Source organism: uncultured Streptococcus sp. (assembly GCF_963525625.1).
Lineage (GTDB): Bacteria > Bacillota > Bacilli > Lactobacillales > Streptococcaceae > Streptococcus.
Genome location: NZ_CAURLD010000006.1, coordinates 26,538 through 48,129, shown reverse-complemented (window position 1 = coordinate 48,129; position 21,592 = coordinate 26,538). Strand labels below are relative to the sequence as shown.

General features: G+C 43.0%; 21 protein-coding genes. 1 reads left to right on the top strand and 20 read right to left on the bottom strand.

Annotated elements, in window-relative coordinates; all coding sequences use genetic code 11:
• Nucleotides 1-4 precede the first annotated feature (4 nt).
• The 17 genes from RYK49_RS04770 to RYK49_RS04690 form a co-directional block, all read right to left on the bottom strand.
• A complete protein-coding gene (locus RYK49_RS04770) occupies nucleotides 5-703 on the bottom strand; it encodes a 3-oxoacyl-ACP reductase (RefSeq protein ID WP_314830558.1) in 699 nt (232 codons plus the stop codon).
• Entirely contained in the window at nucleotides 696-932 is a 237-nt protein-coding gene (locus RYK49_RS04765) for a DUF2829 domain-containing protein (protein ID WP_002899859.1), read from the bottom strand. The genes RYK49_RS04770 and RYK49_RS04765 overlap by 8 nt, the downstream gene beginning before the upstream one ends.
• Nucleotides 933-1,062: 130 nt before the next feature.
• Complete coding sequence (locus RYK49_RS04760) at nucleotides 1,063-1,518, bottom strand: GNAT family N-acetyltransferase (protein WP_314830559.1); 456 nt, start codon at nucleotides 1,516-1,518, stop codon at nucleotides 1,063-1,065.
• A gap of 18 nt (nucleotides 1,519-1,536) precedes the next feature.
• Nucleotides 1,537-1,962, bottom strand: a complete 426-nt coding sequence (locus RYK49_RS04755) for a GNAT family N-acetyltransferase (RefSeq protein WP_314830560.1) — start codon at nucleotides 1,960-1,962, stop codon at nucleotides 1,537-1,539.
• A 63-nt stretch (nucleotides 1,963-2,025) separates the two neighbouring features.
• Entirely contained in the window at nucleotides 2,026-3,036 is a 1,011-nt protein-coding gene (locus RYK49_RS04750; RefSeq protein WP_314830561.1) for a S41 family peptidase, read from the bottom strand.
• 71 nt (nucleotides 3,037-3,107) lie between these two features.
• Nucleotides 3,108-3,377 (bottom strand): hypothetical protein, encoded by a 270-nt coding sequence (locus RYK49_RS04745; RefSeq protein WP_314830562.1) that lies wholly within the window; start codon nucleotides 3,375-3,377, stop codon nucleotides 3,108-3,110.
• A gap of 43 nt (nucleotides 3,378-3,420) precedes the next feature.
• The gene (locus tag RYK49_RS04740; RefSeq protein ID WP_314830563.1) at nucleotides 3,421-4,821 is read right to left on the bottom strand and encodes an amino acid permease; all 1,401 of its coding nucleotides are present in this window, start codon (nucleotides 4,819-4,821) and stop codon (nucleotides 3,421-3,423) included.
• 158 nt (nucleotides 4,822-4,979) lie between these two features.
• Nucleotides 4,980-6,968, bottom strand: a complete 1,989-nt coding sequence (locus tag RYK49_RS04735) for an ABC transporter permease (RefSeq protein ID WP_314830564.1) — start codon at nucleotides 6,966-6,968, stop codon at nucleotides 4,980-4,982.
• On the bottom strand, nucleotides 6,968-7,729 hold the full coding sequence (locus RYK49_RS04730) for an ABC transporter ATP-binding protein (protein WP_223313372.1): 762 nt from the start codon (nucleotides 7,727-7,729) through the stop codon (nucleotides 6,968-6,970). The genes RYK49_RS04735 and RYK49_RS04730 overlap by 1 nt, the downstream gene beginning before the upstream one ends.
• A 178-nt stretch (nucleotides 7,730-7,907) precedes the next feature.
• A complete protein-coding gene (locus RYK49_RS04725) occupies nucleotides 7,908-8,039 on the bottom strand; it encodes a hypothetical protein (RefSeq protein WP_009659231.1) in 132 nt (43 codons plus the stop codon).
• Between the two features lie 271 nt (nucleotides 8,040-8,310).
• Nucleotides 8,311-13,530, bottom strand: a complete 5,220-nt coding sequence (locus tag RYK49_RS04720; protein WP_314830565.1) for a SpaA isopeptide-forming pilin-related protein — start codon at nucleotides 13,528-13,530, stop codon at nucleotides 8,311-8,313.
• Between the two features lie 327 nt (nucleotides 13,531-13,857).
• Nucleotides 13,858-14,598, bottom strand: a complete 741-nt coding sequence (locus RYK49_RS04715) for a class I SAM-dependent methyltransferase (RefSeq protein ID WP_314830566.1) — start codon at nucleotides 14,596-14,598, stop codon at nucleotides 13,858-13,860.
• A 186-nt stretch (nucleotides 14,599-14,784) separates the two neighbouring features.
• Nucleotides 14,785-16,638 (bottom strand): SpaA isopeptide-forming pilin-related protein, encoded by a 1,854-nt coding sequence (locus RYK49_RS04710; RefSeq protein WP_314865039.1) that lies wholly within the window; start codon nucleotides 16,636-16,638, stop codon nucleotides 14,785-14,787.
• A 291-nt stretch (nucleotides 16,639-16,929) separates the two neighbouring features.
• Nucleotides 16,930-17,115 carry a hypothetical protein gene (locus RYK49_RS04705; protein ID WP_314865037.1) on the bottom strand — a complete coding sequence of 62 codons (186 nt, stop codon included), beginning with the start codon at nucleotides 17,113-17,115 and terminating at the stop codon, nucleotides 16,930-16,932.
• 33 nt (nucleotides 17,116-17,148) lie between these two features.
• On the bottom strand, nucleotides 17,149-17,505 hold the full coding sequence (locus RYK49_RS04700; protein WP_314865036.1) for a class Ib ribonucleoside-diphosphate reductase assembly flavoprotein NrdI: 357 nt from the start codon (nucleotides 17,503-17,505) through the stop codon (nucleotides 17,149-17,151).
• Nucleotides 17,506-17,853 (bottom strand): hypothetical protein, encoded by a 348-nt coding sequence (locus RYK49_RS04695; protein WP_002894781.1) that lies wholly within the window; start codon nucleotides 17,851-17,853, stop codon nucleotides 17,506-17,508.
• A gap of 199 nt (nucleotides 17,854-18,052) precedes the next feature.
• Nucleotides 18,053-18,664: a TetR/AcrR family transcriptional regulator gene (locus tag RYK49_RS04690; RefSeq protein WP_314865034.1), complete on the bottom strand. Its 612-nt coding sequence runs from the start codon at nucleotides 18,662-18,664 to the stop codon at nucleotides 18,053-18,055.
• A 105-nt stretch (nucleotides 18,665-18,769) separates the two neighbouring features.
• Here RYK49_RS04690 and RYK49_RS04685 point away from each other — a divergent pair, with 105 nt between their 5' ends.
• Entirely contained in the window at nucleotides 18,770-19,723 is a 954-nt protein-coding gene (locus RYK49_RS04685; protein WP_314830572.1) for a hypothetical protein, read from the top strand.
• Nucleotides 19,724-19,841: 118 nt separating this feature from the next.
• Here the strand turns inward: RYK49_RS04685 and RYK49_RS04680 are convergent, their stop codons facing one another.
• The 3 genes from RYK49_RS04680 to RYK49_RS04670 are packed head-to-tail and all read right to left on the bottom strand — an operon-like array spanning nucleotide 19,842 to nucleotide 21,592.
• Nucleotides 19,842-20,258 (bottom strand): DUF3021 domain-containing protein, encoded by a 417-nt coding sequence (locus tag RYK49_RS04680; RefSeq protein ID WP_314830573.1) that lies wholly within the window; start codon nucleotides 20,256-20,258, stop codon nucleotides 19,842-19,844.
• Between the two features lie 10 nt (nucleotides 20,259-20,268).
• A complete protein-coding gene (locus RYK49_RS04675) occupies nucleotides 20,269-20,724 on the bottom strand; it encodes a LytTR family DNA-binding domain-containing protein (protein ID WP_004185919.1) in 456 nt (151 codons plus the stop codon).
• A gap of 22 nt (nucleotides 20,725-20,746) precedes the next feature.
• Entirely contained in the window at nucleotides 20,747-21,592 is an 846-nt protein-coding gene (locus RYK49_RS04670; protein WP_314830574.1) for an ABC transporter permease, read from the bottom strand.

Below are 21,592 nucleotides of genomic sequence, written 5' to 3'. Positions count from 1 at the left end.
TTACTTACTTCAAACTCCATCCGCCGTCGATTTTGATAATCTCGCCCTGCATAGCCGCTGCCTTACCACTAGCTAGAAAGAGGCTGATGTCTGCCACTTCCTGAGGATCCAGCCAGCGCTTGATCGGCGTTTCCTCAGCAACCCAGTCTGCCAGTCCGCCTGGCTCAAAGTCGGCGGCAGTCATAGCTGTCTTGACAGCGCCTGGCGCTAGGCCAAACACTTGGATATTTTTATCCGCATAGTCTAAGGCTATCTGTTTGGTCAGGCCAGCCAGAGCATGCTTAGAGGCTGTATAGGCAGCACCGCCGCCGCCAGCCAGAAAGCTAGCAATCGAGCACATATTAATGATGATACCAGACTTTTTCTCCAGCATTTTCTGCAAGTAAAAATGGGTGATTTTCATGGTAGCGGTCAGATTGATAGCAAAAATCTGCTCCCAGTCTTCGTCACTTATCTCGTGTAGGGGACGATAATCGTCCAAGATACCTGCTGTATTGCAGAGAATATCCACCTCAGGCAAGTTAGTGAAGAGCGGTGTCAAATCACCCGTCAAATCCAGCTTGACAAAACGAAGCTCATTGAGAAAGCCAGGGTTTTCATCCTTGTCCACCCCATAAACCCGGTAGCCATTTTCCAAAAAGATCAGAGCCTGAGCTCGGCCGATGCCAGAGCTAGCTCCCGTCACCAGTACCGTCTTAGTCATCTACTTCCACCCAATCTGTCGCGAGGACATCACAAGGAGTCGGACTCCACATGGAGAAGCCCTCCCCTTCGCCTGAAACATTGATGAGGAAATAAGGTGTCACTTCAAGAGCCACCCCATTCTGCTCAATCGTGTCAAAGAGCTGGACATAGTTTTCCGCTCCGCCCCAACCTGTACGCACATATTTTTTCTTGGCCTTAAGGCCTGGTAAAATTTCTTCAAATGTCATGGTTTTCTCCTTTTGCTTATTGATATTCATTTACAAATTAGCTGATAATCGTCCGCAGTCATAAGTATATTGGACGACTTTTTCTTGACTGTCAACAAGTTTTTCTGTTGCTTTGCAACAAAGTCTAAAATTAGGTGTTTTTCTCCATCTCCACAAAGAGATGAATATCACCATTGCTTTCCTGCGGGATGCGCCTCACCACTTCAAAGCCCATGTTGAGATAAAGCTGCTGGGCTCGGTGATTGAAGTCTGCCACGGATAGCCTTAGGACTTGGGGCGCAAATTTTTTCTTGATAAAGTCCAGAATTTCCTGCAAAAATGCCGCGCCTTGACCTTTTCCGCAGTGCTCCGGCTTCATCCCCAAACCAAGCTCCAAAATGCGCTCTCCTTTCTGCTCCAAGCAGAAAAATCCATAAAGTTCCCCTTCACTCAGTACTTGATAATAACGGTCTCCACGCGCTTCAGGAGAAACCATTTCTTCATAATCTTCCAGATCATTTTTCATATCATAAAAGTCATAAGGCGCCTCGTAATGCCAGTCGTCAGCAATTTCTAAAGCATGCTGCTGGGTTAGTGGTTCAATCATCCTCTACTCCTCCTTTCTCTAAAATTCCCAATAAAATCGTTTCTGGTCTGCTTTTTCGCTGCAGCCGAGGCTGCGATAAAATTCATGGGCTGAAGACCGTGAAATACCTGAATTAATCCGAATCCCTGTGTAGCCTGCGGCTTTTGCCTCTTCGCGCAAAGCCTGCATCAGCGCTCTGCCATGTCCCTGCCCTTGAAATTCCTGAGCGACGGCTAAAGCCAAGAGATTGAGCAAGGACGGGAAATAGAGACAGTCGTAGCTAGCCGCATGAGCGTAACCTATGACCTGACCGCCTTCTTCAGCTACCAAAATCAAATGCTGGTTACTCTCTAGTAACCTTTTTAGTTGAGTCTCCGTCGCTTCCCTATTGAAGTCATAGCCCAGGCACTCAGCATTAAGCCGCTGAATGGCTGCGGCATCTCTTAGTTTTACTTTACGAATCATCTGTCACCTCGTTCTTCTCTTTATTATAGCAGAAAAGCAGTCTTTTTGACTGCTTTCAATGAACTATTCTCCTAACTGTCCCTTCAACCAAGACTCCGCATCTTCTAAAGGCTGTTCTGTTTGGACATCGGGCTGAATGGCCTCATTCTCATAAAGCTTGCCCGTGCGATCTAGGATACTCGAGGTAGTCAAGAGCAAAACCGCTCCATCATATAGTTGATAATAATTATTTCCCGTAGTATAGCTTGCCGTTGGCTGACCAAATATTTTAACATTTTCCAGTCCCTTAAAAGCTAAAACAGTCATCTCTCCTGAGCTACCTGTCTTCCCATTGGTAAGGACAGCTATTGGCACTTTCTTTGCTTTCTCATCAGTCTGCTCCAGACCAAGCTGCTTAAGAATATCTGACCGAGAAATCGCGCTCTTGCTTCCATTTTTATAAACAAATTGGAAGAGGTCTTCATCAGGCAAAAGAGAGGACAGTCCCGCAATCATCGGATACATATTCCCTCCGGTATTGTCTCTCAAATCCACAAGAACCGCCTGATAGTCACCCTTTTTAAGAGCTGCTGACAGCTTGTTGGCATAAGCCTTCGCTGCCTGTGCGTCACCAGTGAAAGCAGGAACTTTTACATAGAGAATACCCTCCCGATTCTGCACTTCAGGCTGATTTTTGCTTTCTGGACTATTCTCGGGATTATCCTGTGGGCTTAAAAAATAAGAATGCTTCCCGCCAGCCTCTTTGGTTAATTTTTCCAATACAGGATAGGTGTCTTGATAAGCCTTGGCTGATTCAAGCTTCTCTAAAGCTTTCTTTTTCTCATTTTCCCAGTCTTTGCCCGTATAAAGACCGAAATCAAGCTTTTTTACAACCGAGCGAGCGTAGTCCTGCGGACTAGGTGGGAAAAGAAAAATGCCATAGTCTGGACCAAAGTAGGCCAGAAAACCTATTAAAAGAGCAAGCAAAACCAGCACTGTTCCCGAGCAACCTAAAAGGACTTTTTTCATAATCGCGCAACCTTTCTTGTGAGGATTTCTTAGCTGATTATAGCAAAATAGAGACACGTTTTCCATGTCTCTACCTTACATTTATCATCGTCAATCTTACATTTTTGTAAGATGATTTTATTTCCATCTACAGAAGCTTATTTCCATCTCTCACTCTTGGAAAATGCAATCATTAAACCAGACCCAGCTAGAACTGCTAGAATAACAAGACAGATATTTTTCAGTGGATAGAGCCAGTCTTTATTTTCCTCATGCCAAGTTGTCTTCCAAAGCCGAACATAATCAGCATGCATATCTTCGGGCTGGTTCAGCTGAATATTAATCACAATCGCTAGTAAGATCAGGGCGATAAAAGCAAGGGCAAAGAGCCAGATTTTCTTCTTTTGGGTTAGATTAAGTTTTTTCATACTTTTCTACTTCTACTTTCTGCTTAATAGCAATACTCTATCCCTACTTCTCTTTTACAGCGATTTCAGAGTTTCGATAGCCATAGAAGGCATAGATGAGACTTCCCAGAGCTAGGGCAATTCCAAAGGCTTGCCAGGTTTCCTTGGTGTACTGAGTCATAAAGGATAGACAGATAACAATGGACAAGATTGGCGTCAGAGGGACTAAAGGCGTTTTGAATTCTCCAGCTTTGGGCATTCCTTTGTCTTTCCGCAATTTCAAGACTGCCACAGCTAATAAAATCAGATAGGCCAAGGTACAGATGTTGAGGAAAGAAGCGATACTAGCCAAGGGGAAGATACCCGCACAGATGGCTGAAGCAATCCCTACCAGAATCGTTGCATTCTTTGGCACCCGACTGTTCTCTGTCAATTTCTTGAAAGAGCCAGGCAAGAGACCATCACGCGCAATACTGTAAATCATCCGCGACAGGGCGTAGGTCATGGAGATGCAAACTGTAATCAGAGTCAAAATAGCGACGACAGAGATATAGTTAGCTGCCCAGCCAAGTCCGACGCTGCGCAGGGCAAAGGCCACCGCATCTGAGACATCCAGCTTGCTATAGTGGACAATCCCAGTCAAGACCAAGGTCACCAAAATATAGAGAATGGTCACAATGCTCAAGGATAAGACAATCCCACGCGGAACGTTCTTTTGAGGCTCTTTGATTTCATCGACCGCCATGGAAATGGACTCAAAGCCTAGAAAAGCAAAGAACATGAGTGAAGCTCCAGCCATGATGCCGACCTTACCGCCATAAATTTCCCCAAAGCCAAAAGGTGCAAAGTTAGACCAATTTTCTGGTTTGATGAAGAAAAATCCTGCAATGATAAAGAGGGCCAAGGCTGAGAATTTCAATACTACCAAAGCTGAGTTGAAGCGCAGGGCGGCCTTTGAGTTCAAAAGGACAACCCCCGTAACAAAGGCCAAGACCAGAATGGGCAGCAAGTCCACATAAGTACCTGCTTTTGGATTGAAGGTACCATTCAGAGCTGCCGGCAGCTGGATACCAAAGCCACTAAGCAATCCTTTCAAATAAGAGCCCCAGCCAGAGGCAACACCTGAGATAGCGGTCATGAACTCCATGATGGTCAGCCAGCCAGCCAGCCAAGCAGGAAATTCTCCCAGAACCGCATAAATATAACTGTAGGCTCCGCCATTGGCCGGAATCCGCGAGGCAAACTCAGCGTAAAAAAGGGCCGAAATACTCACACAAAGGGCTGAAATGACAATCGAGATGGTCAGAGCAGGCCCAGCATATTTGGCTGCCCCAGTCCCTGTGATGGTGAAAATCCCAGTTCCTACCATGGCTCCAATACCAAGCAAAATCAAATCAGGAATTTTCAAGTGACGGCGCATGCCCGTTCTATCCTTGCTGGCATCTTTTTTTCTAAAAATATTCATCTATTTTTACTCTCCTAATTGCATTAACGTCCTATTTTATCATATTTCCACGCTTTTAGGAATCTTTCTCAGAAATTTTCCGAGAAAAGAAAGGCTGAGAGAAATCTCAGCCTAGGTCTTTAAAATAGATGAAAGATATATAGAGCCTGGCTCTGCTATCACATAGCCACAATTTTGCGATAGCTGCGAGAAGTAATGAGAAAGACACCGACATATACTGCAATAAATAGAGCGCAGACACCGAGAGTCACCACTAACATGAGTGTGGCATTCAGCACCCCTAAAGCAGATAAAATCAAGCTCAACATGTGATAGGCAAATGCCAAATGAAGAAAGGCAAAGATTAGGGGTAGGAAGAAGACTATCAGAATCTGCCTACGAATCGTTCTCTTAATTTGTTTTTCGTCCAATCCAACCTTTTGTAAAATAACAAAGCCTTCTCGATCTTCATAGCCTTCAGAGATCTGCTTGTAGTAGATGATAAGAACAGTTCCAAGCATAAAAACGATTGATAGGAAAATTCCAATAAAGAACATACCACCTAGCATTCCTTTTATTTCTTGCTTATCGAAGGCTGTCACCGAACCATAAATACCTTGATTTTCAGGTAAGGTGGTATTAAAACTGCTTAGCTTTTCTTGGTATGCTTCTTTGAGTTTTCTCTGTTCTTCTTTTGGAAGCTTGAGATTTAATCCTCCATAATAGTTAACATTGACAGCGTAATCGTTCATCAATGAAGAAAAGATTTGACTCGGATTTTTAGCTACCATATAGATTTTTTCAGGCACTATCATATTCATCGGATCGGGTATATTACCGAAAACGAAATCTTCTTTTAATTTTCTCTTGATTTTTAAATTTTTATCAGCTAGCTGTAAATCTTTTTTGCTATCTAGTTCCAGTCCTTGCTCAAATATGGCTACTTCATCATCCTTAAGCTGAAGATTTTGACCCGTCATCCCTTGATAATCACTCTCAGAAATGGCCAAAATATAAAGATTTGGAGTGAATGATTTCTGTCCCTTAGAATAAATATCTAGCTGATTACCAGTTCGACCGCTAACTCCTATCGTATAATACTGGTAAATAACTTTTTTACTAATCTGCAGCTGCTGCTCTTGAACAAACTCTGTCAAAGCTTGGTCCAGTATCTCACCTGTTACTTCTTTTCCTTGGATGCTGAAATCATGCGGGAACATGGCATTCTGCATATAATCACCACCAGCATAAATGTTGGCTCCACCAGATAAAGTAACCAGAACCATTGTCGACAAAATAGAAATCGTCGCTAAACCGATTGCATTTTTCTTCATTCGAAAAATTAGATTAGATACCGAAATCATGTTATCAGGCTGATAATAAAACGTCTTCTTCTTTTTCAAAAATTGCAAGAAAACAGTTGTTCCTGCATTAAAAAGCAGATAAGTCCCTAGAATAACAAAAAGTACAGCTACGAAGAAAATGATAATGGCTGCCATCGGATTAGATACACCTAAAGCAAGATAATAGCCAAAAACGAGAGAAGACATACCAATAATAGTTTGCAAGAGTAAAAAGCGACTCTTTTTCTCCCCGCTATTTTTTTCTTTGACTAATTGCAGAGCATCAAACTTTCTTAAGTAAAAGCCATTTTTAATCAGCAAACAGAAAAATACAAAAGCATAGAAAATGATAATCAATACCAATACAAAAGGTTGAAATGTCGAAACCAGAACCACCTTGGTACCCATGAGCTTGAGCAGAAAGGCATAAATCAGCTGGTCAAAGAGAACACCAATAGTCAGCCCCAAGCTTACAGCCACTAGGCCGAAAATCAGCAGCTCAATAAAGGTCATAACAAAGAGATGGCGCTTATTGAGCCCCAACATGCCGTAAAGTCCTAGCTCTTTGGAGCGATTCTTCATGACAAATTGATTGGCATAAAAGACAATAATTCCAGCTGTGATGTTCACAATAACGACCCCGAGGACCAAAACGAGGATAACAGAGCTGGCCCCTGTCATTTTGGATAGATTGGGATTAAAAGCCAAGGAGTTGAAAATATAAGAAATGGCTACAGCCACACAGGTAGCCAGTGCAAAAGGATAATAGAGACGGCGGTTCTTAATCAGATTGGATACCGCCAATTTTGCTGCTAATCGAAACACTAGTTCTTCACCTCACTTGCCATAACTGTCAGAGTATCAGAAATCTCTTGGAACATCTGCCGCTCGGTCTTGTCACCACGGAAGATTTGATTGTAGAGAATCCCATCCTTGATAAAGAGCACCCGCTTGGCGCGGCTAGCCGCTGCCGTTGAGTGGGTCACCATGAGAATGGTCTGACCGCGGGCATTGATGTCGTCAAAGACATCCAGCAACGCAGCCGAAGACTTAGAATCCAAGGCTCCCGTCGGCTCATCCGCCAGCAGAATCTCAGGGTCTGTGATGATGGCTCGAGCTACTGCAACCCGTTGCTTCTGACCACCGGAAATCTCATAAGGAAACTTCTCTTGGAGTTTGTTAATCCCCAGCTCATTGCAGGTTGTGACCAGCTTTTGCATCATCTCGGTAATGGGACGACGAGAGAGGACCAGAGGCAGGAGAATATTATCCTTGACCGACAGGGTATCCAGCAGATTGAAATCCTGAAAGACAAAACCTAATTTCTCCCTACGGAAGCTGGAAGCCTGACTGTTTTTGATGGTTGCTGTGTCAGTTCCGTTGAGAAAGACACGGCCCTCAGTCGGCTTGTCCAGCATGGCTAGGATGTTGAGCAGGGTGGATTTCCCAGAGCCTGACTCCCCCATGATGGCGACATATTCGCCTTTTTCTACCGTAAAGTGAATGTCCTTCAGTGCCTCTACTTGGCTGCCCTGAAAGCGGGTTTTATAAATCTTTTTCACGTGCTGTACGTCTAATAATGTCATATTCGAACCTCTTCTTTATTTAACTTGATACTACTATCATACCGGAAAGACAGACAAGTTTCCATAACCTAATCTTTCATTTTGCCTGCCAATCTTACATTTTTGTCATCTTGTGCTCCAAGTCGGATAAAGAGAAAAGTCAACTGACCTTTCTCTTATCCTTGAATACTGAAATCTCTCAGTGACTGTACTGCAGCCAGAAATAATATTGGCTGGAAGCGCAGCCTAGGCGAGTCTTCTCGATTTCTTCCTTGGAAATCTTTTGAGCTTTAGGTTTACTTTGGCGATGGTTAAAAAGATTGATTTTCATAGCGGGCCTCCTTCTTGAAATCTGATTTTTAGTTTGGAAGATAATTATCTTCTTTTTCTTTACACTTATAGGATAGCGAATTCCCAGGCTAGCTGCCATAAGATAACCTTTCATTTTAGCCTTTAAACTTACATTTTTGTCACTTAAAAAAATAGTTTTCGATTGCCCTTAAACTGCGTCAATAGGCCAAAATTCAACGATACCTATCGGCTTCTTTCATCAAGCGCATAAAAAAACAAGCGTCAATGTTCATTGACACTTGTTTTCTGTTTTATTTTTTGAAACGAATCCCAAAATAAACCCCACAACCAACTATGATAATCAAGCCTATAGCAAGTAGCGTAAAGCTGATTTCTGTACCTGTGAAAGGTAGAATTTTCTTCGTCTTCCCCTTATCTCCAGGTTTATCTTGGTCTTTTTCTATTGGTTTATCTTGATTTGATTTTTTCGGATCTGGTTCATCTGTTTTTTTAGACGGTTCCTTGTCTGGGCCAGTCGGTTTCGTTTGGTCAGTTACGACTAACGTCCCATCCTTGTATTCTACTGTATTTCCGTCAGCATTTACAACTGTTACTGTGCCATCGAGATTCACTTGGAACACAATGTCGGTAACAGCTAGGTAACCGGTTGGGGCTGCAGCTTCATGGAAGGTATATACTCCAGGAGCTAATCCAAGCTCATGCGATGTATTTGCTTCTGAAGTCCATTTTGCTACAGGATTGCCAGTTGCCTCTTTGCCTTGGAAAATTTGAATCTCTGCACCAGCAATTTCTGTACCGCCGAGGTTGACCTTACTGAAGGTTACCTTACGTGGAAGATTATCGTCCTTATCCGTTACTGTAACAGTTGAGCCGTTGGTTACGACCTTGTTCTCTTCACCCTTAGAGTCTTTCTCGCCGACATTGGTTACTTCTACTGTTCCGTCAGTTTTTACTTGGAAAGTAATGTCTGTCACTTTGAGGTAGCCGGTTGGTGCCGCTTCCTCATGGAAGGTGTAAGTACCTGGAGTCAAGTTCAATTCTTTAGACTTACCAGCTTCAGATGTCCAGCTTTCTACTGCTTGGCCTTCTGCCTTGTTGCCCTTGTAGATCTTGATCTCAGCACCGGCAATTTCAGTACCGCCGAGGTTGACCTTGCTGAAGGTAATCTTACGTGGTAGATCATCATCCTTATCGGTTACTGTAACAGTTGAGCCTTTTGTAACAACCTTGTTTTCTTCACCCTTAGAGTCTTTCTCTCCGACATTGGTCACTTTCACTGTACCATCATGGTTCACTTGGAAAGTAATGTCTGTTACTTTGAGGTAGCCTGTTGGAGCTGCTTCCTCGTGGAAGGTGTAAGTACCTGGTGACAAGTTTAGTTCTTTAGACTTACCAGCTTCAGATGTCCAGCTTTCTACTGCTTGGCCTTCAGCTTTATCGCCCTTGTAGATCTTGATCTGAGCACCGGCGATTTCTGTACCTCCAAGGTTGACCTTACTGAAAGTTACCTTACGTGGAAGATCATCATCCTTATCGGTCACTGTAACAGTTGAGCCGTTTGTTACGACCTTGTTCTCTTCACCTTTAGAGTCCTTCTCACCAACATTTGTCACTTCTACTGTGCCGTCAGTTTTCACTTGGAATGTGATGTCGGTTACTTTGAGGTAGCCGGTCGGTGCTGCTTCCTCATGGAAAGTATAAGTACCAGGTGCCAAGTTGATGTCCTTAGGCTGATTAGCCTCGGATGTCCAGCTTTCTACTGCTTGGCCTTCTGCCTTGTCGCCCTTATAGATCTTAATCTCTGCACCGGCAATCTCAGTACCACCGAGGTTGACCTTACTGAAGGTCACCTTACGTGGGAGATCATCGTCCTTATCGGTAATAGATACTGTTGAACCACTGGTCACAACGGTGTTAGCTTCGCCCTTAGCGTCTTTCTCGCCAACGTTTGTCACTTCCACTGTGCCGTCATGCTTGACTTGGAATGTGATGTCGGTTACTTTGAGGTAACCAGTTGGGGCTGCTTCCTCATGGAAGGTGTAAGTACCTGGTGCCAAGTTTAGTTCTTTAGACTTACCAGCTTCAGATGTCCAGCTTTCTACTGCTGTACCTTCAGCTTTCTCGCCCTTGTAGATCTTGATTTCAGCACCTGCAATCTCAGTACCGCCGAGGTTGACCTTACTGAAAGTTACCTTACGTAGAAGATCGTCGTCCTTATCAGTCACTGTAACAGTTGAGCCGTTTGTTACGACCTTGTTCTCTTCACCCTTAGCGTCCTTCTCACCAACATTTGTCACTTCCACTGTACCGTCTTGTTTGACTTGGAATGTGATGTCGGTTACTTTCAGGTAACCAGTTGGTGCGGCTTCCTCATGGAAGGTGTAAGTACCAGGCTCCAAATTGATTTCCTTAGACTGATTAGTTTCCGAGGTCCAGCTTTCTACTGCTTGGCCTTCAGCTTTATCACCCTTGTAAATCTTGATTTGAGCACCAGCAATTTCAGTACCGCCTAAGTTGATCTTACTGAAGGTTACCTTACGTGCAAGATCATCATCCTTGTCAGTCACTGTAACAGTTGAACCATTGGTCGCAACGGTGTTAGTTTCACCCTTAGCGTCCTTCTCACCAACGTTTGTCACTTCCACTGTGCCGTCATGCTTGACTTGGAAAATGATATCAGTAACTTTAAGGTAACCGGTTGGTGCGGCTTCCTCATGGAAGGTGTAAGTACCAGGTGCCAAGTTGATATCTTTAGACTTACCAGCTTCAGATGTCCAGCTTTCTACTGCTTGGCCTTCAGCTTTATCACCCTTGTAAATCTTAATCTCTGCACCGGCAATCTCAGTACCGCCGAGGTTGACCTTACTGAAAGTCACCTTACGTGGAAGATCATCGTCCTTATCGGTAATAGTCACTGTTGCTCCATTTGTCGCAACGGTGTTAGATTCGCCCTTAGCGTCTTTCTCGCCGACATTGGTCACTTCCACTGTTCCGTCAGTTTTCACTTGGAATGTGATATCAGTAACTTTAAGGTAACCAGTTGGAGCTGCTTCCTCATGGAAAGTATAAGTACCAGGTGCCAAGTTGATGTCCTTAGACTGATTAGCCTCGGAAGTCCAGCTTTCTACGGCCGTACCTTCAGCTTTCTCGCCCTTGTAGATCTTAATCTCAGCACCAGCAATCTCAGCACCACCTAGGTTGACCTTACTGAAAGTAATAGCCTTAAGACTATTGTCCTCTTTATCGGTTACAGTAAGAACCAATCCATTTGCTTCAACAGAATCTGTTGCACCTTTAGCATCAACTGTAATGGTGCCATCAGAATGAACTGTGAATTTAATATCTTCTACAGCTACAAATCCAGCAGGAGCAAGGCTCTCTTTCAGAGAATAGGTTCCTGGAGCTAACTTAACCACCTTAGATGCGTTGGCTTCGGAAGTCCACTCTGCAAGAGGCTTAGCTTCAGGACGAATCTGACTGCCTTTGTAGAGTTTCAATTTCGCACCAGGAATTTCCTTCCCGTTTGGATCTACTTTCTTGATCGTCACATCTCGTTCTGAGTCGTCATCCTTGTCTGTTACCTTCAAGGTTGCTCCGTCAGTCACAACCTTATTGTTTTCACCTTTGGAGTCTTTCTCGCCGACATTGGTCACTTCCACTGTTCCATCATAGTTGACCTGGAAAGTGATGTCGGTTACTTTCAGGTAACCAGTTGGAGCTGCTTCCTCATGGAAGGTGTAAGTACCAGGTTCCAAATTGATTTCTTTAGGCTGATTGGCTTCGGATGTCCAGCTTTCTACTGCTTGACCCTGCGCTTTGTTGCCTTTGAAAATCTTAATTTGAGCGCCAGCAATCTCAGTACCACCTAGGTTGACCTTACTAAAGGTAATGGCTTTAGGACTATTATCCTCCTTGTCGGTAATCGTCAGAATTGAGCCCGCTGCCTGAACAGTATCTTCTGCTCCTTTTTTCACAAGAGCAACAGTACCATTAGCACCTACTGTAAATGTGATATCTTCTACATATTGATAACCAGTAGGAGCGTTAGCTTCAGTCAGTGTATAGGTTCCTGGAGACAGTTTAATTACTTTAGAAGTATTTTCTTCTGAAGTCCAGTCTGCAACAGGAGCTTCTTCCTGATCAACATGATCACCTTTATAGATTTTCAGTTGCGCACCAGGAATTTCTTTCCCGTTTGGATCTACTTTTTTGAAAGTTACATCCTGCTCGGTTACAGTCTTCTTATTGACGATCTCGCGTGATACAGATTTGTCTGTTCCAAAATCCTGGGAACCAATCTTAATTTCCTCAGTTAATTTATCATATCCTGTAGGAGGAGTCACTTCACGGATGGTATAATCATCGCGCAACAAATCACCCAAGTTGGCATTCCCGTTAGAATCTGTGGTTAATTTTCCGACAACTGCTCCGCTCCGATCACGAACAACTTCAAATTCTGCACCTTGCAAGTTCTCACCATTTTCATTAACCTTATGAAGCTTAATAGTGAAAACATAGCCTTCTCCAACACCGCCTGCAATTTGGTAAGAGCGATTTTCAGCTGATGTCGTTGTTTGACCACCGTTATAGGTCATGGTAGCACTGTTGGAAACACGCTCACCATCAACTAAATCGTAATCTGCTTTTGTCTTATAGTCCAGCAAATACCCGAAACCATCCATGTCACCAAGGTCAATCGTGAATCCATCACCAGCAGCATTCTCCGTGATTTTTGATTGGAAATTAGCTGTCACGTCTTCTGTTGAATCCCGCACCCAATCTCCATTATTCCAGCGCCAAGCAATTTTATAGACCCGAATTGAGTCTCTCATGATTTTAAAATTAGGCGAGGTAATCTTATCAGTTATCGTTACTCCGGTATAATGCTCCATATTGCGGTTAATCGCAATATTGTAATGAACCTCGTTCTTACCGTCTTCTGCTGCCTGATAAGAGCTCTTCTCAATTTTTGAGTCATATCTTTTGGGTGGTCCATTATAATGGACGATTCCCGGATACAACATCCGACCTCCTACGGTAAATCCACCATTCAAGTCACCTTCTTGTCTCACAACATCATGGTCAACTCGTGCATAGAAGAAGAATTCTCCTTGGACACCAGACTTTTGCTCAACATAATTTGTATAGGTCAAAGTAATGGTCTTGTTGGTTGAATCCAAAAATCCATTTGCCACTACGTTATCCGAGCTGTCTTTAAGTTCAATAGCTGAAGAGTTCCCAAAAGCATACTCAGAGGGCAAGGTGATTTTTGTCGTATCTCCTTGATGTACTTGGTTATCCGGCAAGACAAACTTTGCGTAAACTCGAAAAGTTTCCCAAATATCAATTCCCTGCGTCAAATCACCACCTGAAGAGTTCTTCAGGCTCATCTCAGTGATAACATCACCAAACTCAGCTGCTTGCACCTGAGTAAGAGGAGCTACTGATGGCAAAATGACTCCTAAACAAAGAATAATAAGGTGGAGCAATGCTCTAATCCTTTTGTTCATGCAATTTTCCTTTCTCACAATATTCAGTTTTAAATGTACAATGTAATTGTATACTAACTGAGCTTCCCCATCTTGTCAGTGCCCACTTGCTAAAAAGTGAACATTTATAGATACATTACATCTACATTTTATCATACTATAAGAAAAATGGCTATACACAAAAGGAGATTTTTTTAACATTTGTTTACCTTTTTGTCATTTAGAAAAGGTGGACGATTTGTATGGTTCATTTGCAAATCAGACCACTATTGCTAGGGCCAATTGCGTCTGACAATCAATGTCCTCAATAAAATAGAAAAACCGGAAACAAAGTCCGGTTCTTCTGATTTATTTCCTAAACGTCAGGACATAAAATTTCCCATCCCAGAGGAGTTTCAACTCCTTCTCCTTGACACCGGCCGGTATAGCGGCCTCAATTTCTCCCAAATCAACGGTAGCGTCCTTAAAATAGTCCTTGCTGAAGTGGTTCTTCTTATATTGCTGGTCCACATAGTCTGCCGTCTCGTCTGAGATCATAATCTTAGTTCCTGGCTTAGCCACTCGCAGCATTTCCTGCATGGCCTTGGCCTTATCGCTAAAGAAATTAATTCCGCCGATATGATAGACGATGTCAAAGCTATTATCCGCAAAGGGCAGGTCCTCTGCACAAGCATGAAAGAGCTGCAGATTTGTCTTCTTGGCGCAGGATTTCTGGCATTTTTTCAGCATGCCTATGGAAATATCTGCCCCGACAAAGTCTAGGCTTTTCAGGTCAATATTCTCAGGAATGTAGCGCAGGTCTTGACCCGTCCCGATAGAGACATAAAGGACGGATAGATGATCCTTCCATTCTATTTCTGCCATCTGGTCCTTTCTCAGCTTGTCAATTGCCTTGCCATGGAGAAGTGGCCCTATCCATTTTTCACCAAAGTCATACCAGCGAGCCAAGCGATTGTACATGGTCATATACTTGGCATTGTCCCCTGAGACATAGTCCGAATTCAGCGCCAGATAGATGTCTCCATCTTTTTGAAAATCCGCTAACTTCAAACCTGGCTTCAGCTTCTCTTGTATTTTTGTATCTGTCATATCTTCTGTCTCCTTTTTCTATTTGCCAATTATTATAGAGGATTCTGAGACAAAAACAAGAGTTTTTCCGTAAGTGGCTGCCCAGCATGAGTAACTGGAAGAAATTGCTCAGTAAGCTGCAAAAAAACTAGACAAAAAATGTGCAAACAAAAGAAGATAAAGCATTCTGCCTTACCCTCTCTTTGTTTATTTGCTCAGTCGAGTCTTACGGTAAAGTCCTAAAAGAGACAGGACTACCAGACCAGCAAGAACTAGTCCAAGGCTTTCAGCAGAGCCAGTCGCAGGAAGAACTTTTTTAGATTTTCCTTGACCGTCTGCTGCTTTATCAGAATCAGATGATTGATTTGGTTTAATACCGCCTTGAACTACTTTATCAGGCGTACCAGGTTCAGCTGGTGCCACTTGGTCAGTAATGAACAACTTACCATCTGTATATTCTACAGCATTGCTATTGGCATCTAGAACTGTTACAGTGCTATCTTCATTGACTTGGAAGATAATATCAGTCACAGCCAGATAACCTGTCGGAGCCGCTTCCTCATGGAAGGTGTAAACACCTGGCTCTAGGTTAATTTCTTTAGATTTGTCAGCTTCTGAAGTCCAAGATGCGACAGGACTGCCCTTGCTTTCCCGTCCCTTGAAAATCTGAATCTGTGCACCGGCAATTTCTTCACCAGCTAGATTGACCTTGCTGAACGTTACCTGTTTATCCGTTGGAGTTTGAATTTGCTTATTGACCACATTGACTGCAACCAATCTGCTATCTCCAGAATCTCCAGAGGTAGGACTGCCTACGTTCAAAGTCTTACCAAAATCTGTCGGACTGATCGTAATATCCTCTGTCAGGCGGTCATAACCAGCTGGAGCAGTCGTTTCACGTAGGATATAAGTGTCGCGCAGTAGATTACCAACTTCCGCATTCCCATCTGCATCTGTCGTGATTGTGCCAACCACCTTATTGGTCGCTTTCCGCACCACTTCAAAGACTGCACCGCTCAGAGAGGCATTAGACTCATCTGTCTTGTGAACCTTAACCTTGAAATTATAGCCTTCGGACTTTCCTCCAGCAATCTGATAAGAGTACTCGTTGGTGACAGATACTGTCTCGGTATTGTTGTAGTTCATAGTAGCCCTATTTCCTACAACTTCTCCATCAGCCAAATCATAGTCGGCCAGCGTCTTGTACTCAACTAGGTAGCCGAAACCTTCTACATCACCGAAGTTGATTGTCAAGCTATCGCCTTCAGCGCCAAAGGTCATCTTAGACTGGAAATCTGCTGTTACGTCTTCAGTCGAATCACGCGCCCAATCACCATTATTCCAGCGCCAAGAAACCTTATACACTCGCACAGAATCTTGAACAATCTTAGCGTTTGTATCACCCAGCTTGTCCGTCACAGAGACATTTTTGTAGTTGCCCATATTACGGTTAATGGCTACATTGTAGCGGATTTCATTCTTAGCATCAGCATCCCACTGAAAAGCACTCTTTTCTAGCAGAGACTCATACTTTTTCGGCGGCCCATTATAGTGAATGCTGCCAGCTGGAATTCTATTATTGCCTACCGTGAAAGTAGCTGGAATATCCCTTTCCTCTGTGACAACTTCGTGGTCAATCCGCGAATAGAAGAAAAACTCGCCTCTGACACTGGACTTCTGCTCCACATAGTCTGTGTATGTCAGCGTGATGGTCTTGGCATTGCTATCCAGGACTCCATTAGCCACCAGGGCTCCGTTTTCATCCTTGAGCTCAATAGCTGAGGAATTTCCAAAGGTAAATTCGTTCGGCAAATGAATCACTGTCGTATCACCCGCATGGGCTTGGTTGTCCGGCAGGGCAAACTTAGCATAAACGCGGAAGGTCTGCCAGATATCCACACCATTGGTCAGCTGCTCACCAGAGTTAGTGGTGAGGTGCATCTCAGTGATGACATCATTGAGTTCCGCCGCCTGAGCCTTAAGGGTTCCGGCTAGGAAAGGCAGGAACACGCCTAGACAGAGAATGATGAGCTGAAACCATACTCTCAGTTTTTTATTCATTCAATCTTCCTTTCTCACAAGTAAAATTTGTTTAAAAGTACAGCGTATTGGCCAGCCAGTCGAACACGTTCTTTTCATGTTTTTCTGCCTTTTTGACAAACACTGGAAAGACAATACTAATTCATTGTACCATATTGACTATTAAAAAACTATAGGAACGCTCACAGGGTTTTATCATAAAAAGGAGAAAGAAGACGCTAAGCCTTCTCTCTCCTATTGATACGCAAAACAGGCCAAAAGATGACCTAAAAATCATTGAACAAACTCCGCTCTTCTATTTTGACAAAAAAGTCAATCTTTCTGTGACGCACTGGAAGTTGCATCTACCTGATTCTGATCTGTTTCTTCTTGTTTGGAAGAATTTCTTTCCGTCTTATCTGAAGTGTCGGGCTCTTTCTGTGTATGCCCGCAGGCCGTTAGGATAAAGACAGAAATCAGAGCTAGAAACAAGTTCCCAATTTTCTTGAACCTAGGCATACGAGTCCTCCATTTATGCGAAACTTGATGAGACTAGCACTCCGCTAAAAATGCCTGCACAGTCTTGACATCTTCTGGACTACCGCCTTGGTCAATATCGCAGATATGCTGGAGCCCGTATTTTTCAATAATCAAGGCAGTCGCCCCGCAGAAAGTCCGGCCGTGTTTAACAGAGTCACCATTGTTTACAAAACCTTTAATCAGCCCAGGATGTTTCTTGATAAAGCGTTTGGTAGACCAAGGAATTTTCCCAGCACCAGCATTTCGAGTAATGAGAATACAGGGCTCTTCCAGTTTCTCCTTGATGGTCTGGGTTCGATAGCCCAGTGATTCTGCAAATCGTTTACCAACACCAGTATTTGAATCATAAACTACAATCATCTTCATCACCTACTTTCTTAAAAAAAGAATAGCAAACCAGGCCGCAAAGCCTAAAACCACAACATCTGAGATGAGCATAAGCATGAACTCCAAATCTGGCATCATGTGAATGTACATCAGCAATGCTAAAGTTGTCAAAGCCAGTACCGTCAGCTTAGCAACTGCTGGCAAGCCCGGAATCAAAGCTGCTCCGATTAGGATCACAATGAGACCTCCGACTAAAAATGACTGAAAATCCACACTCAAACTAAAACCAACTGTCACACCGCCGTAGCCAATGGTCAAAAGACCAATCAGCACCAGACAGATACCAAAAATAGCCAATCCGCTCATGGCAAATCCTCCTTGCTTATTCATTCTTTTCCTCACTTTCTGTTTTTGAATGAACAATTCCTAGCATTCATTCAAGACCTTCTAAAAAATAATTCACTTTATACTTATCCAATCACGTTTCTTATCATTACTATTCGCACTACATAAGACATCACCTCCTTTATGTGTGAATGAATAATTTTATAAATTCATTCATTTTTACTTCTAAGAAAAGGAATTTCCTCTATTTGGAAAAAATCCCCTTAACAAAATATTTCACTAAAGTCTCAAGACTATCGAAGTAGCCTGAAAATTCCTGCTCTGTGACATGCATATCTATGTAGTAAATCAAGTCATAAACCTTCATAATCTCAGCTATTTTCTCCTTCGAAAAACCCTCTTCCTGCAAGCGCTGGCTGAAGGTCTGAATCAGAAATTGATGAAAGGCATTGGACGCTCGGCCAGAATCCTGATTATAGTAATCGTGCAGAATCTGAGAAATACCTGGCTTGTTCCACTCAGCTAGAATTTTATTGGGTGAAATCAATTCAAAAGTAACTGCAAAAAGCTGTTCAACAATTGCCTCGGGCTCGCCCTGCCAGTCTACGCGCCGCATGGTTTCCTCACGTATACGGCTATTTTCAGCTACATAAACCTCCAAGAAGATAGCTTCCTTAGACTCATAATACTTGTAAAAAGATCCGACAGCCATCTGGCTTCTCTTAGCAATATCAGAAATTCCAGCTGCCTTATAGCCTTTTTCTGCAAAGACTTCTCTAGCCGCAGCCAGGAGCTCATTTTTTTTATCCATTTCCACGCCTCTTTTGTGAATGAATTTATTTTTATGTTCATTCATATTTTAACACAATATTGCCACTTGTCAAGCATTTATGTTATACTATACAAAAAAGATAGTTTGCAAATCAAATTATTTTTTAGATTATATTTTGGAGGTTGAGCTATGCTCAAGGAAAGACGAAACCAGGGTACCATCGCCCTACTGGTAATTTCTCTTATTTTTCTAGTTGTTGCTGCAGTGATGGGCTTTATCCAATACCAAAAAGTCAACACCAAGACTGCCTATGACCGAAATAGCGAGTCTGGATCAGATTCAGCAGTCTATGCTGAAGTGTCATATATTTTCCCAGAGGCCCTGATTGAAGTAGAAGATAATACTCAAGTTTGGCTGGTTGCTTACCAAGACGGATATGTTGGTCTGCAGGCTAAAAAAGGGGACAAGCAGATTGCCCAGCTCTTGGAAAAAGAGAAAAAAGGCGAGCTGGAAAAAAATCCTGTCCGAATCGTTGGCTCCTACGTTAATGCTAACTCCCCTAAAAAAAATCAGGGATATATCTCTAATTATGGCAGCCTCGTTCGCGGTCTCCTAGCAGACAATCCCGAAGTCATCACAGTAATGTCAAGCAGCTCCTATATCTCTATCACTGAATTTGAATCTGACAATCTTGCATTCATGTTCTACATTCTGTTTTTGCTTGGACTCTGTGTTGTCTTTGTCGTCATTGCAATCATCGGTCGTAAGAAAAATATTGCTGCTTATGAAGAAATCTACGCAGCCTATCCAGAGGCCAAGGACAATCTCAATATCCTGCTGGAGCAAGCTTCTTTCCACGACGATGTGCTGAAAATTGCTGTTTATAAAGACCATCTCATTACCTACTATCGAGGTTTCAAGGCGATTGATCTCAAACAGGTCGTCCATCTCTACCACCACATTCTCACCATGCATCGCGGCTTCGTTGCTTCAAACAGAAACTCAACCTTAGTTGCTATTCGAAACAATCAAAAGAAATACCAAATGCCTTTTAAGAATATTGGTAAAACAACAGACACCAAACTCCAGTCAACCTTTGACTATCTCTACAACCACTTTCCTCATATCAGATTGGGAGTGTAATAGCACATAAAACTCAAGCTAGATTTTCCAGCTTGAGTTTTTTATATAAAAACAGGAGCAGGATACAATCCCAGCTCCATTTTTTTATGATATGCTTGTCAGAACGTTTTTCGGTAGATTACTTGCCTTCTTTTTCCCTTCTGCGCTTGGCCAAGGCACTGTTAATCTTCTTAGTCTTAAGATTTGTATCCAAGTAAAGAAAGAGCCATACAAAGAGATAAATCAGAATAAAATCTAGCCAAAAATGCCAGCTGGCAATTAAAAATCCCCAGTTATTATAGACCATGAAACAGCATACTAGGACTGCGACCGCAGCAAAGCGCAGTAACATCGAGACTAAAAAAGAGAATCGGTCTTCAAGAGTTTTTAACATTGAAGTGATGATTCCAATCAAACCGCTCATCACCATGACACTGATGATATTACTAGTTGTGGGCGGATGTTTTTGAATAGAGAAAGCAAGGGCAATCAGATAGACTGCACTCCCTGTCTGGATGCCCATTAATATAGCGTGTAGACATTTTTTTATACTCATCACTTACCTCCTAGATTCCCAGATATTCCATCAAGAGTTTGACATAACGACGGCTGACTTCGGTCTTGATTTGATTGGTCAGCTTGGCAGTCATATTGCCAGAAAAACTGTCAGACAAAGACTCCAGATGGTCAATATTGATGACAGCATGCCGGGAAACCTGGATAAAGTTCGAGCTGCTAATCCGCTGCTGAAAGCGAGTCAAGGTCTCTGTCGTCTGGTAAATGCCTTCTCTGCTGTAAATCATCAAAGTTGTCTGGTTGATGTCTGCTAGGATAATATCTTCAGTCTTCAGCAAGATAAGCTTATCGTCCGACTTGATAGGCAGGACACCACTTGGCCCAGCCTTGTACTGCTCTAAATAATCTAAGATGGACTTGGCTTCTGCCGCTAACTGGTCTGCCTTGACCACAACCAGCGGATCCTTGGAAGAAATGGTCGGATCTGTTTCAAATTTTGCTTGCAAGAGGAAGCTCCCTATTCACATTCTATTGTAGTTTCAGCCGGCGGATGACAATCAGATTTTGCACTATCCAAATAAGCGCTGTTGCAACTAAAACTACTCCAACTATATAGAAAGTTTCTGTCCTTGTCAAGAGCTCCTGCCATTCAATGCGAATTCCCATTGTTTTTTCAAAAGCTGCTTGTGACTGGCTGCTATTAGCAAAAGTATCTGCTAGACTTTCTTTCATGAGAACCTGTCTGAAAAGAGATGCCATGTAGTTAGAAGGCGTAAGCTTCATCAGGTTTTGCGCCATATTCGGCAAGGTTCCAATGGGGATATAGGTACCCACTAGAAAACCAGAAGTTGCTCCGACTACTGTCGCCAATTTCCCTAAACTATCCACTGATTTGAAGCATTGAACAATCAGAGCATTTATCAGTGTGGCCAAGAGGCTGTTTAAGAGCATCAGAAGAACCAGGTAAGGAAGGATTCCCCACTCAAAGGAAATGTTATCCGCTAGCGTAAAATAGCTGAGCATAAAGGCAAACATAATGACCTGCATCAAAAAGCCGATAATGACAGAGCTGACAAGATAACTAAGCTGCAAGCCCCATGGTCCCAATTCTGTGATAAAGAGGTCGTCTGTCACCTTCCGCTCCCGATCTTCGACCTGCCGAGAGAAAGCTGCTAGGGTGGTCGTTAATCCTGTAACTGCCAACACACCACCAATCAGCCACAAGTCCATCAGCTGGCTGGAATGGTCTTTGTAATTATTTTTCAAAAAAACGATATAAAGCACAAAGGGAATAATGGCTCCGAAGAGGGACAAAATTACCCCACTGCGGTTGCGGAAATAAAGTAAAAAATTACGTTTTATCAAAGCGAGCAT

What these genes read in the sequence shown, in the direction of transcription:
- RYK49_RS04670 (WP_314830574.1), bottom strand. Translation starts at nt 21,592, where the DNA reads ATGCTCGCTTTGATAAAACGTAATTTTTTACTTTATTTCCGCAACCGC.
- RYK49_RS04710 (WP_314865039.1), bottom strand. Translation starts at nt 16,638, where the DNA reads ATGAATAAAAAACTGAGAGTATGGTTTCAGCTCATCATTCTCTGTCTA.
- RYK49_RS04680 (WP_314830573.1), bottom strand. Translation starts at nt 20,258, where the DNA reads ATGAGTATAAAAAAATGTCTACACGCTATATTAATGGGCATCCAGACA.
- RYK49_RS04770 (WP_314830558.1), bottom strand. Translation starts at nt 703, where the DNA reads ATGACTAAGACGGTACTGGTGACGGGAGCTAGCTCTGGCATCGGCCGA.
- RYK49_RS04730 (WP_223313372.1), bottom strand. Translation starts at nt 7,729, where the DNA reads ATGACATTATTAGACGTACAGCACGTGAAAAAGATTTATAAAACCCGC.
- RYK49_RS04685 (WP_314830572.1), top strand. Translation starts at nt 18,770, where the DNA reads ATGCTCAAGGAAAGACGAAACCAGGGTACCATCGCCCTACTGGTAATT.
- RYK49_RS04755 (WP_314830560.1), bottom strand. Translation starts at nt 1,962, where the DNA reads ATGATTCGTAAAGTAAAACTAAGAGATGCCGCAGCCATTCAGCGGCTT.
- RYK49_RS04695 (WP_002894781.1), bottom strand. Translation starts at nt 17,853, where the DNA reads ATGAATAAGCAAGGAGGATTTGCCATGAGCGGATTGGCTATTTTTGGT.
- RYK49_RS04720 (WP_314830565.1), bottom strand. Translation starts at nt 13,530, where the DNA reads ATGAACAAAAGGATTAGAGCATTGCTCCACCTTATTATTCTTTGTTTA.
- RYK49_RS04750 (WP_314830561.1), bottom strand. Translation starts at nt 3,036, where the DNA reads ATGGAAAACGTGTCTCTATTTTGCTATAATCAGCTAAGAAATCCTCAC.
- RYK49_RS04705 (WP_314865037.1), bottom strand. Translation starts at nt 17,115, where the DNA reads ATGCCTAGGTTCAAGAAAATTGGGAACTTGTTTCTAGCTCTGATTTCT.
- RYK49_RS04715 (WP_314830566.1), bottom strand. Translation starts at nt 14,598, where the DNA reads ATGACAGATACAAAAATACAAGAGAAGCTGAAGCCAGGTTTGAAGTTA.
- RYK49_RS04745 (WP_314830562.1), bottom strand. Translation starts at nt 3,377, where the DNA reads ATGAAAAAACTTAATCTAACCCAAAAGAAGAAAATCTGGCTCTTTGCC.
- RYK49_RS04760 (WP_314830559.1), bottom strand. Translation starts at nt 1,518, where the DNA reads ATGATTGAACCACTAACCCAGCAGCATGCTTTAGAAATTGCTGACGAC.
- RYK49_RS04765 (WP_002899859.1), bottom strand. Translation starts at nt 932, where the DNA reads ATGACATTTGAAGAAATTTTACCAGGCCTTAAGGCCAAGAAAAAATAT.
- RYK49_RS04740 (WP_314830563.1), bottom strand. Translation starts at nt 4,821, where the DNA reads ATGAATATTTTTAGAAAAAAAGATGCCAGCAAGGATAGAACGGGCATG.
- RYK49_RS04690 (WP_314865034.1), bottom strand. Translation starts at nt 18,664, where the DNA reads ATGAATGAACATAAAAATAAATTCATTCACAAAAGAGGCGTGGAAATG.
- RYK49_RS04725 (WP_009659231.1), bottom strand. Translation starts at nt 8,039, where the DNA reads ATGAAAATCAATCTTTTTAACCATCGCCAAAGTAAACCTAAAGCTCAA.